Genomic DNA, 11,500 nt, shown 5'->3' on the forward strand with positions numbered 1-11,500 from the left:
TGCAATGACGATTTGGTATCCACGCAACAATAGACTAAATATATGACAAAAATCTCAGCATTTATTATTACCAAAAATGAAGCTGCAAGAATAGCACGAGCTATAAATAGCGTAAAAAATATTGCGAGTGAAGTGATAGTAGTCGATAGCGAAAGTACTGATGATACAGTAGAAATAGCTGAAAAATTAGGAGCAAAGGTAATAGTAAAGCCGTGGCTTGGTTATGTAGGGCAGAAATCTTTTGCCGAAAGCCTTTGCGTCAATGATTGGATTCTTAATATTGATGCCGATGAGGAGTTATCTAAAGAGTTACAAGACGAAATAGAGTATATTTTTGCCTCTCATAATCAAGATCGTTATTTAGCTTATCAAATAAAGCTGCTAATAATGCATCGTAACGACCGAAAGCCACGAATGTTTGCTCCATTTAATAAATGTATTCGGTTGTATAATAAAAAATTTGCAAGCTTTGCAAATACCTTAAATAGTACTACTCATGACTCGGTGGTATTTAACAAAGATGTTGATTTTGCAGATAAAGTGTATCTATTAAATGAAGCTGCTTATCATTATTCGGGTACTTCAATTGAGCAGTTGGTAACTAAAGCAAATTTTTATTCTAGTGAGCAAGCAAAAGATTTAGTTAAGCAAGGAAAAAAGCTTTCAAATTTTCGTTTAACAACTGAAATGATATGGTGGTTTTTTAAAGCGTTTTTTATCAGACGCTATTTTGTATTTGGTTTTGACGGTTTTGTAGATTCAATAATTTTTGCTTTTGCAAGATTTCTAAGGCTTGCTAAGTTAAGGGAGGCGTCGCTTAAATCAAAAAACGTCATGAGCTACGCGACTGATAAGGAGCGTGGCAATCTCATGAAATAATAACAAACTCCTGAGATTGCTTCGTCGAATTACTATGTAATTCTTCTCGCAATGACGATTTAGAAAATAAAAATAAATAAATTATGAAAGAAAATTTTAATGTTAGTAAATTAAAAAACGGTTTGACAATTTTAACCTATAATATGCCTTATGTTAATTCGGTAGCAATAAATTTAATTGTTAAAGTCGGAAGCCGTTATGAAAATCCTGAAGAAGAGGGTATTTCTCATTTTCTTGAGCATATGGCTTTTAAAGGTACTACAACAAGAACGGCAAAACAAATAGCCGAAGAATTTGATGAGATAGGCGGTCATTTTAACGCTTATACAGGTCATGAAAAAACAATATATTATGCACGAGTATTATCCGAAAATTGTGATAAAGCACTTAATATACTTGGCGATATAATACAAAATTCTATCTTTGCTGAAGAAGAGATAGCAAAGGAATATCAGGTAATATTACAGGAAATAGCACATAGCCAAGATAATCCTGATGATTTAATATATGAGAAGTTTTATAGCAGTGTTTATAAGGATCAACCGCTCGGTAAACCGATTCTTGGAACAAGCAAAACATTATCTAGTTTTACTAAAGAGCATTTTTTGAGTTTTATAGATAAACATTATAACGCTGGAAATCTGTATTTATCGGTTGCCGGTAATGTTGAACACGATAAAATAGTAAGTAGTGCAGAGCGATTGTTTTCCTCTTTAAAGCAAGGAGAAAAAAGTAATTTTCTTCCTGCAAAATATATAGGAGGTAATAGCTTTATCAATAAGGATTTGGAGCAGACTACTTTGATAATGGGTTTTGAAGGAACGCCTTATATTAACTTAGAAAGGCTTTACCGAACCCAGTTACTTGCTATAATATTCGGAGGTGGTATGTCTTCACGTTTATTCCAGCATATTCGTGAAAAATTAGGTCTTGCATATGCAGTGGGTAGTTATAATAGTACATATTCTGATAGTGGTGTATTTACTATTTATGCAAGTACCGCACATGATAAATTGGAGTTATTATATAAAGAGCTTAAAACCGAAATAACCAAGATGACTGAGAAAGTTAATGAAGAAGAGATGATTAGAGCTAAAACACAACTACGAAGTAATTTGTTGATGGCACAAGAAAAAGTAGCTTATAAATCAGAAGAAATCGGTAAAAATTATGCAGCTTTCGGTAAATATATTTCTCCTGAAGAGATTATGGAAATTATTACGAATATAAAAGCCGATGACATTATTAATACGGCAAATAAAATATTTAGTGGTATTACTACATCGGCAATTATCGGTCCGAATGATCTTCAGGGATTTTAATCTCGTTCTCGCGTTGATATCTAATCGTCATTGCGAGGAGCGAAGCGACGTGGCAATCTCATGATAACAAACTCCTGAGATTGCTTCGTCGAATTACTACGTAATTCTTCTCGCAATGACGGAAAATCGGCCCACGCAAGCAAGCATTCTTAGCAATGACGAGGAAAATGAATTTTGAGAAAATAGCAAATGAAAACACAACTTTACAAAGGTTCAAGTAAAATTTTATATTCCGCCAAAGAAGATTTTTTACTTATAATGGCCTTTTCCGATAATGTTAGCTTAGAAAGCGGTGAAAATATTGAGGTCTCAGGTAAAGGGGTACTTAATAATAATATTTCTTCCTTTCTAATGGATAAACTGGAAATGAACGGCATTGAAAATCATTTTATTGAAAAAATAAATATGAGGGAGCAATTAATTCAATATGTTGAGGTTTTTCCGGTACAAGTAATAATATCATCGGTAGCATGCGGTAGATTTGTAAAAGAGTTCGGTATGGACGAAGGGTATGTATTTGATAAACCGATCATTGATTTTAAGGTCCGAAGTCGTGAATTTAAATATCCAATAGTTAATGAGTATCAAATATTAAATTTCGGCTGGTTAACTAGGGATGAAATTAAAGCGGTAAAAGAGCAAGCTTTGCGTATATATGATTTTTTAAGCGGCTTATTTATCGGTGTCGGGATTCGTCTTGTTGAGTGTAAATTAGAATTTGGGCGTGTGTTTAACGGTGAAGAATCAATCATTATGTTAACTGATGAAATTAGTCCGGATAATTGTAGGTTGTGGCATATTAACAGTAATGAAAAATTAGGATTTGAATTGCTTGAAAACGAGCCGAATAAAGCTTTTGAGTCATATCAGCTAATAGCTGATCGTTTAAAAGAAAAATAAATATATTTTTTAAGCGATATATGATATTTTGGACTTGAAAAACACTCCGATGTCATACCGGTTTTGTTTCATCGTCATTGCGAGCGAACGTTAGTGAGCTTGGCAATCTCAGGAATTCGTCCCGAGATTGCTTCGTCAATTTACTATTGTAAATTTCCTCGCAATGACGATTTGGTATCCACACAGGAACAACATTCTTGATTTTTAATAATTTTTTACAGTAAAAAAGATGAAAATACGATTTATTATAATAAGTTTTATAGCTCTAATCTTAGTGGGATGGGGATATGCTGCTTATAAATTTGAACATCAAAGTAAAGAGAATATTATCTCTATTCTTGACGAATATGGGGAATATATAACTTATGATTCAATGAAAGTTAATAAATATTGTTTTAGTGTTACTTTGAATAAAGTAATGCTAAAACCTATAGATTTTTATCATGATGAAGTGGTTATTAAGCATATACCGTTTTTAAATATTACAAAAATTGACTCTTACGGAAATGACGTAAAAATTACTACCGCTCAAGATGAAGAAGATATTTTATATTCTCCGGATCATCATACAACAATTTGGTTTAGAAAATCTTTATTTAATAGAGAGCCAAGTTATTGGAAATTAAGCATGAATGATAGTAAATCAACTCTATATAGTTCTAGGGATTCAGAAAAATTAGAAGAGAGTGATAGTGGTAATTCTGTAATTACTAATACTAAAACCACAGACAATCTTAATTTGTTGACTATAGACGGGAAAGATAACGTTTCTTTTATTTCTGAAAACTATAGTAAAAATTTACCTGATAAGATTTTAAAGTTTTTAAGAAACAAAATAGGAGAGGATTTTAGCCTTAACTCATTTGAATATGATTTAGCAAAGTTGGAGGTATTAAATGTACCAACTACTTATAATGCTAAATTAAAGCTTAAATATAGTGATGAGCTATTAGCTCTTGGAAAATTATTAATTCAAAACTTTTCTCTAAATCAAAAGCAAGATGAAAATATGCACGCTGTTATTTTTATGCAGATATTAGGAGAATTAGTAAAAGGTAAACCGTTTTTATTCTCTTGCGATATTGAAAGAAAAGGAAAAGTAGAAAGTAATTTATATAAATTAAATATAGAAAAAGATAAAATCTTTGATTTTGCTTTAAATATTAAATCTACTAAAGAACCTTCTGAAACATACCAAAAAACGGCAGTTGAAGCTTTAGGAAGCTACTTTAGTAATGGTTTAAACAAAAGAGCCGAGTTAGATAAAATTTTTAAACTAACTAGCCCTATTACTCAAGAAGACGGAGAAAAAGTAATGGGAGTTTTTGCAAAAATAAATAATTCCGAATTTAATTTAAAAGGTGAGTTTGATCCTGAAGCAAAAAAATTATCAGGTAAAACTAACCTTGTGATGGATGATTTTAATTTTGCTATTGATATTGATATGCCTAATTTAGAGAATATTCTAAATCTAGAAAGTGTAATAAAATTATCGGATCCAAATGCGTTTATAAATAATTTTGTGAATTATACTAATAATGCTATTATACCGGTGCTTAATAAAATAGAAGATTCTAAGGAATTTGCTTTAAATCTAGGGAAACAATCTTCAATAATAAAGCAATACGGCTTTAGGGCAATAGAAGCTTTTAGTAAAAATTCTGAATTAAAAGACGGTGAATCTTTAGTAGTTGATGTAAAAAGTAAAGATGCCGGACTAACTATTAACGATAAAACTACGGATCAGATTTTTGGTGATGCAAGAGTATTAGAATTTATGAATGCTATGGCTATGATAGAGCAAGAAAGACATATTGTTATTCACCAAAAAGGATGAAATATGAAAATTTTTCAAAATGATACCGCAAAAATATATCTTGCAGATTGCTTAATTGCATTGAATGATATTCAAAATGAATCTATAGATCTTATATTCGCAGATCCTCCTTATAACATAGGTAAACGATTTGGTAACTTTGTTGATTCATGGCCTTCTGATAAAGATTATGAGAAATGGTGTTACAAATGGCTTGAATTATGTATTAAAAAACTGAAGCCTCATGGGTCTCTTTATGTAATGACAAGTACACAAGCTATGCCATATATTGATTTATGGCTGAGAGAAAAAATGACTATTTTATCTAGAATAGTTTGGCATTATGATAGTTCTGGAGTGCAAGCAAAAAAATATTATGGCTCATTATATGAACCAATATTATTTGCAGTAAAAAACCCAAAATCATATACGTTTAATGCTTCGGATATTGAAGTAGAAGCAAAAACGGGAGCAAAAAGAAAATTAATTGATTACAGGAAAGCAATTCCAACAGCGTATAAAACTACAAAAATTCCAGGTAATACTTGGTACATTCCAAGAGTTAGGTATAGGATGAATGAGTATGAAGAACACCCAAGTCAAAAGCCTGAAATGTTATTAGAGCGAATTATAAAGGCAAGTAGTAATGTTGGTGATGTAGTCCTTGACCCATTCGGTGGAACATTTTCAACTAGTGTAGTTGCTCAAAGATTAGGAAGAAACAGCATTAGTATTGAACTACAAGAAGAATACTTCAAGATTGGGTTAAGACGATTAGGAATTTCAAGTGAGTATAATGGTGAAAAACTAGTAGAATCAGATAAAAATTTTATTAGAAAGAATCAAAAAGAAATTTCCACACAGTGTATGGTATTATGACTAATAGTTTATCAATGATGCACTTTTTTTCGCAAAAGATTATTGAAATATTAGAAAAGCATTTTGGAAGCAATGCCATATTTATTTTTGAAAATAGTCCTCTTATAGGATATTTAAACACAAAAACAAAATCAGCTAGTAAAGGATCAAAAGCACGAGGAGCATTTGCAAATCATTATGCCTTGTATGTCATTATCGAGGATTATATAAATAAAGGATACCTAGATAAAAGTAATGGCGAATATGCTAATTACGAAGGTGCAAAATTTAGCGATTTATTTAGAAGGCAGAGAGAACTTCCTTTTGGTATAAAATTGCAAAACCATGCTTTAAATTCAAGATTGAATGACGAATTTAAAAAATTTTATCCACTACTTGGAAAAACTCCGATTGTTAGAGATGTTGAAACACAAAGATACTGGATACAGGAAGACTTATTAAAAATAAAAACTCAAGATGAAAACGGGAATAATTTAGAATTAAATATTTCAAAAGCTATTATTGATATAATTAATGAATATATTGCAGCAAAAAAATTAGCCTTTGAGAGTTTTATAGAGGTATGTACAAAAATTGCATTGTTAGGAAAAGAAAATCATAATTCTGCTATAGATTTTGTTAAAGAGCAGTTAAAACCAAATGTCGATGCTAGAGTTTTTGAAATTGTTAGTTATGCAGTATTGAAAACAAGGTATGGTAAGCAAACAATATGGATAGGTAGAACAAAGGAAGATTTAACGGAAGAAGTTCTAATTTTATATAAGACAGGTAGAACTAATGCTAACGATGGTGGTATTGACTTTGTCATGAAACCACTTGGTAGATTTTTTCAAGTTACAGAAACGATTGATTTCGACAAATATTTTCTTGACATCGATAAAGTGCAAAAATTTCCAATAACTTTTGTTGTAAAAACAGAAGAACCGGTAGATCTGATTAGAGAATCTATAAAAGCACAAGCCAGGTCCAAATATAAAATTAATGCTATAGTTGATTCATATATGAACTCTATTGAAGAAATTATTAATTCTTCTAATTTAATTGAGTATTTCAATTCTATTGTTCAATCTGGTTCTTTAGAACAAGTCATGGATGAAATAATTAATCAAAGTAAAGTAGAATTTAATTATATAAGTGATGAGGAGAATGAAATATTTGATGAATCAATTATTAATGAAGATTGAATTAGTTATTAAATTTTAAAAGCCTTTAAGTGAATATTACAAAGAGATTTGTAGAATCGATGAGCAGCATCTAGGCTATCAGAATCGTCATTGCAAGAAGGCATTCATGCCGGTTATAATCCTTAAAATTATAAGTTTTAAAAAATAAGTTAGAATAAAAAATGATAAATATTTCCTTTCCCGATGGTAGCGTAAAGCAGTTTGAAAAAAACATTACCGCCTATGAAGTAGTAAATGCAATTTCAATGTCGCTTGCTAAAGCAGCAATGGTTGCTGAAATAAACGGTGAGCTTAAAGATTTAAGTACTGTAATTGAAAATGATTGCAAGCTTCGTATTTTAACTGCAAAAGATCCTGAATGTCTTGAGATTATCAGACATGATGCAGCTCATATTATAGCTGAAGCTGCTAAAGAATTATTCCCTGATATTCAAGTAACTATCGGTCCTGCAATTGAAAACGGTTTCTTTTACGATTTTGCTAAGGATAAGCCATTTACGCCGGATGATGTGGCAATGATAGAAGCAAGAATGCATGAAATAGTTAAGCGAAACGAACAAATTACTAGAGAACTATGGGATAGGGATAAAGCCGTAGAGTTTTTTAAATCGATAGGAGAGCATTATAAAGCCGAAATTATTGCTTCAATTCCGGCAGGTGAACCAATTACTTTATACAAGCAAGGTAATTTTATTGATCTGTGCCGAGGTCCGCATGCTCCTTCTACGGGTTTTGTTAAACATTTTAAGTTGATGAAAGTTGCAGGAGCTTATTGGCGAGGTGATAGTCGTAATGAGATGTTGCAGCGTATATACGGTACGGCTTGGGCTACGAAAGAGCAGCTTGATAATTACCTATTTATGCTTGAAGAAGCTGAAAAGCGTGATCATAGAAAACTAGGTAAAGAGCTTGATCTGTTCCATTTCCAAGAAGAAGCTCAAGGGATGGTATTTTGGCATGATAAAGGCTGGAGTATATATAATACTATCGAGCAATATATCAGAAAAAAGATTCGTAAGAACGGTTATACAGAGGTTAAGACTCCTGTTTTGGTGGATAAAAGCCTTTGGGAGGCTTCAGGACACTGGGAAAAGTTTCGTGAAGATATGTTTGCGTTAGAAACAGATGACAAGACATTAGCTTTAAAGCCGATGAATTGCCCTTGCCATGTGCAGATTTTCAAACAAGGTATCAAGAGCTACCGTGATTTACCGCTTCGTATGTCGGAGTTTGGTTTGTGTCACCGTAATGAGGCATCAGGGGCTTTACACGGCTTAATGAGAGTACGTAGCTTAGTGCAAGACGATGCACATATATTTTGTGCAGAGGAGCAAATTACCGATGAAACAGTTAGTTTTTGTAAATTACTGACGGAAGTTTATAAAGATTTCGGTTTTACCGATATAAAGGTAAAATTCTCTGATCGCCCTGAAATCAGAGCAGGAAGTGATGAAGTTTGGGATAAGGCTGAGAATGCTTTAAAAGAAGCAGTGGAAAAAGCAGGGTTTACTTATACGTTAAACCCGGGCGAGGGAGCATTTTACGGACCGAAGCTTGAGTTTGTTTTAACCGATGCGATAGAACGGCAATGGCAATGCGGAACACTTCAGATGGATTTTGTTTTGCCGGAGCGACTCGATGCTAGCTATATTGCAGCAAGCGGTGAGAAAAAAAGACCGGTAATGCTCCATAGGGCAATACTCGGCTCGCTTGAGCGTTTTATCGGTATATTGATTGAAGAATATGCCGGACGTTTTCCTATTTGGCTTGCTCCTATACAAGTCGCTATTGCAACAATCACAAGCGATTTAAACGATTACGCTTTAGAAGTACAAAAAGCTTTAATTGATAACGGGGTAAGAACGGATATTAATATTTCTCCCGATAAAATTAACTATAAGATTCGTGAGTTTTCTAACCAAAAAATACCGATGATTGCCGTAATCGGTAAACAAGAGCAAGAAAATAAACAAGTAACGATTAGAAGGCTTGGAACTACCGAGCAGGAAGTATTATCGATAGAGAAGTTAGTACAGTTAGTGAAAGAGGAGAATGCTAAATATCTTTAAGAAAAAATATACGTCATTGCGAGAAGAATTACGTAGTAATTCGGCGAAGCAATCTCAGGATATTTGACGGGATTGCCACATCGCTTCGCTCCTCGCAATGACGATTTGGCATCCATGCAACAAATCATTATTTACTGTAAATGAAGGGTGCAATTATATCGCTGATTATATTTTCCTTCAAATATTTCACAATTAAAACCTAAAGCACGATAAAAGTCTACTGCATCATCATCAGTTTCAACTATTATTCTCTTTAAAGCAAAATGACTAATTATATATAAAATTAGTTGTTTTCCAATTCCTTGAGATCGAAAAGTTTTTAATACGCTAATATGCTTAATTATAGCTTGCATAGGTAATACTTCAATTCCAATTATACCAATTAAGTTTTCTTCTATAAAGCATCCGATAAGGTGCAGTTTAGTATTGTTGTAACTTTCTAATACTTGACTAATTTTTTCAGTAGTAGGATTACCTATACTATCAGCGATTAAAGTATCTAGATTTTTTTCGGTAAAATTTACCGGTCTAAATATTGGTTGCATAATAAAGCAGATTGAATTTTAGTTAGGAGCATTGTATTATAAATAGTCTGCAATTTAATAAAAATCAATATTTATGAATCCCCTCTCTTTTTTATGGTCGGTTATAAAGCCGTATAAATATTGCTATCTTGTTATGATAATGGCCCCGTTTGCAAATGGTGTTCATCCTATTTTATATAATTATGCCGTAAAGCTTTTACTTGATCTGTTTACCCAAAATGAATAAATTACATTTGCCCAAAGTTATAAACCGATAATATGGTTTATAGCAGCACAAGCTATACTTGATGGGGCTTGGCGTGCTCACAATTTTGCACAGCTTAAAGCTATGCCTTATATCTTCCAAGATATGATGAATAAAATATGTACTCACTGTTTTAATTTGCCGTATACTTATTTTCAAAATAACCTTTCCGGCTCTATAGTTGGAAGAATGCAGGGCATAGGTGATAACTATCATAAAATGCATCAATCTATTGAGGGGAAATTAAGCAAACCGCTACTCATTACACTATTTTCAGGGATTACTCTTGCCTATATTAATATTAAAATATTTACTGTTATTATTGCCTTTACTGCTTTTTATCTACCGCTTGCATTACGGTTTTTTACTAAACTTGCAAAAATGGAGCAGGCTAAGCAAGATTCTTGGTATAATTTATTTGGAACAGTTGCTGACTGTATTACAAATATCTTTACTATTTTTTCGTTTGCGTCAAAACAACGAGAATTAAATAAAGTACAAGATTATTACCGTAATGTACATAACCCTCTAACAATAAGATATTACAAATACGATCTAATTATCTCTATAATACTTGCCTTAGTCTATTGGGTATATTTGATAGGAGTTTTTGTATATGTAATTTACTTGCGTAATTTAGGAGAAATTAGCATTGGTGATATTGCTTTTATTATGTCGCTAACGTTTCTATTTGCTGAAAATTCTTGGCATGCTACTATGGCAGTTAAAGACTTTTTAGAAGATGTGGCAGCTTTTCGTTCATCCTTTACAATTATGCAAATTCCGCAAGATACTATAGATAAAGAAAATGCCGCTGAATTAAAAATTTCTAAAGGAGAGATTATATTTAAAGATATATCTTTTTCATACAAAGAAGGGAGTAGTGTATTTCAGTCTCTTAATTTGCATATAAAAGCCGGTGAGAAAGTTGGTATTGTAGGGCATTCAGGTGGCGGTAAATCTACTTTGATTTCGTTATTGTTGAAAAACTTTAAAGCATCAAGCGGCGATATTATAATCGATAACCAAAGTGTTTACGATACTTCATCTGATAGCCTACGGAAGCAGATATCATTAATTCCGCAAGATATTATGCTTTTTCATCGTGGGATAGGCGAGAATATCGGCTATGCAAAAGAAAATGCTTTACCTCAGGAAATAGAAAATGCTGCCAAAGCTGCAAATATTCATGAATTTATCGAAAGTTTACCGGAAAAATATAACACCATTGTTGGTGAGAGAGGAGTAAAGCTAAGTGGCGGGCAGAGGCAACGTATAGCAATTGCCCGTGCTATTCTTAAAAACGCTCCTATCTTGGTTTTAGATGAGGCAACTTCAAGCCTTGATAGCCACACAGAGCAAGAGGTACAAAAATCTATTAACACAATGCTTGATATTGATAATGTAACGATAATTGCTATAGCTCACAGATTATCTACTATCAAGCATATGGATAGAATTATTGTTATGGATAAAGGCAAAATCATAGAAGACGGCACTTTTACGGAACTTGTGCGTAAAGAAAATGGTAAATTTAAGGAGTTGTGGGAGCATCAAGTTAACGGCTTTGTCTAGACTCGTTTAATTTGAAAAATTGGCTGCGTTGTTTCATATTTTTTGATCCTCACGTACTAGTATGTAGGCGTTGTTGCGTGGGTCGGT

Annotated in this window: 10 protein-coding genes; 9 read left to right on the top strand and 1 reads right to left on the bottom strand. The window is 32.6% G+C overall.

The features are described 5' to 3' along the window. Nucleotides 1-42: 42 nt before the first annotated feature. The 7 genes from H6P87_RS01500 to thrS all read left to right on the top strand — a co-directional run bounded on the left by H6P87_RS01500 (nt 43) and on the right by thrS (nt 9,049). A complete protein-coding gene (locus H6P87_RS01500) occupies nt 43-879 on the top strand; it encodes a glycosyltransferase family 2 protein (RefSeq protein ID WP_202069749.1) in 837 nt (278 codons plus the stop codon). A gap of 83 nt (nt 880-962) precedes the next feature. After that, nucleotides 963-2,201 carry a M16 family metallopeptidase gene (locus tag H6P87_RS01505; RefSeq protein WP_202069750.1) on the top strand — a complete coding sequence of 413 codons (1,239 nt, stop codon included), beginning with the start codon at nt 963-965 and terminating at the stop codon, nt 2,199-2,201. A gap of 189 nt (nt 2,202-2,390) precedes the next feature. Then, complete coding sequence (locus tag H6P87_RS01510) at nt 2,391-3,101, top strand: phosphoribosylaminoimidazolesuccinocarboxamide synthase (protein WP_202069751.1); 711 nt, start codon at nt 2,391-2,393, stop codon at nt 3,099-3,101. Nucleotides 3,102-3,330: 229 nt separating this feature from the next. Then, a complete protein-coding gene (locus H6P87_RS01515) occupies nt 3,331-4,938 on the top strand; it encodes a phosphoribosylaminoimidazolesuccinocarboxamide synthase (RefSeq protein WP_202069752.1) in 1,608 nt (535 codons plus the stop codon). A 3-nt stretch (nt 4,939-4,941) separates the two neighbouring features. Next, nucleotides 4,942-5,796, top strand: coding sequence for an adenine-specific DNA-methyltransferase (yhdJ, locus tag H6P87_RS01520; RefSeq protein WP_202069753.1), 855 nt, complete (start codon nt 4,942-4,944; stop codon nt 5,794-5,796). After that, entirely contained in the window at nt 5,793-6,980 is a 1,188-nt protein-coding gene (locus H6P87_RS01525) for a hypothetical protein (RefSeq protein ID WP_202069754.1), read from the top strand. Before yhdJ ends, H6P87_RS01525 begins: the two co-directional genes overlap by 4 nt. Before the next feature lie 161 nt (nt 6,981-7,141). Next, on the top strand, nt 7,142-9,049 hold the full coding sequence (gene thrS / locus H6P87_RS01530) for a threonine--tRNA ligase (protein ID WP_202069755.1): 1,908 nt from the start codon (nt 7,142-7,144) through the stop codon (nt 9,047-9,049). A gap of 131 nt (nt 9,050-9,180) precedes the next feature. Here the strand turns inward: thrS and H6P87_RS01535 are convergent, their stop codons facing one another. Continuing rightward, nucleotides 9,181-9,594, bottom strand: a complete 414-nt coding sequence (locus tag H6P87_RS01535) for a GNAT family N-acetyltransferase (RefSeq protein ID WP_202069756.1) — start codon at nt 9,592-9,594, stop codon at nt 9,181-9,183. A gap of 73 nt (nt 9,595-9,667) precedes the next feature. On the opposite strand from H6P87_RS01535, the gene H6P87_RS01540 reads away from it, so the two are divergent. Next, nucleotides 9,668-9,820 (top strand): hypothetical protein, encoded by a 153-nt coding sequence (locus H6P87_RS01540; protein ID WP_246437998.1) that lies wholly within the window; start codon nt 9,668-9,670, stop codon nt 9,818-9,820. Nucleotides 9,821-9,874: 54 nt separating this feature from the next. After that, nucleotides 9,875-11,413: an ABC transporter ATP-binding protein gene (locus tag H6P87_RS01545; RefSeq protein WP_338050464.1), complete on the top strand. Its 1,539-nt coding sequence runs from the start codon at nt 9,875-9,877 to the stop codon at nt 11,411-11,413. Nucleotides 11,414-11,500: the final 87 nt, after the last annotated feature.

Source organism: Rickettsia tillamookensis, assembly GCF_016743795.2.
Classification (GTDB): Bacteria; Pseudomonadota; Alphaproteobacteria; order Rickettsiales; family Rickettsiaceae; genus Rickettsia; species Rickettsia tillamookensis.

Bases quoted from the DNA above. Each gene is read 5' to 3' on its own strand.
- thrS (WP_202069755.1), top strand. From the start codon at position 7,142: ATGATAAATATTTCCTTTCCCGATGGTAGCGTAAAGCAGTTTGAAAAA.
- H6P87_RS01540 (WP_246437998.1), top strand. From the start codon at position 9,668: ATGAATCCCCTCTCTTTTTTATGGTCGGTTATAAAGCCGTATAAATAT.
- H6P87_RS01535 (WP_202069756.1), bottom strand. From the start codon at position 9,594: ATGCAACCAATATTTAGACCGGTAAATTTTACCGAAAAAAATCTAGAT.
- H6P87_RS01515 (WP_202069752.1), top strand. From the start codon at position 3,331: ATGAAAATACGATTTATTATAATAAGTTTTATAGCTCTAATCTTAGTG.
- yhdJ (WP_202069753.1), top strand. From the start codon at position 4,942: ATGAAAATTTTTCAAAATGATACCGCAAAAATATATCTTGCAGATTGC.
- H6P87_RS01525 (WP_202069754.1), top strand. From the start codon at position 5,793: ATGACTAATAGTTTATCAATGATGCACTTTTTTTCGCAAAAGATTATT.
- H6P87_RS01500 (WP_202069749.1), top strand. From the start codon at position 43: ATGACAAAAATCTCAGCATTTATTATTACCAAAAATGAAGCTGCAAGA.
- H6P87_RS01505 (WP_202069750.1), top strand. From the start codon at position 963: ATGAAAGAAAATTTTAATGTTAGTAAATTAAAAAACGGTTTGACAATT.
- H6P87_RS01510 (WP_202069751.1), top strand. From the start codon at position 2,391: ATGAAAACACAACTTTACAAAGGTTCAAGTAAAATTTTATATTCCGCC.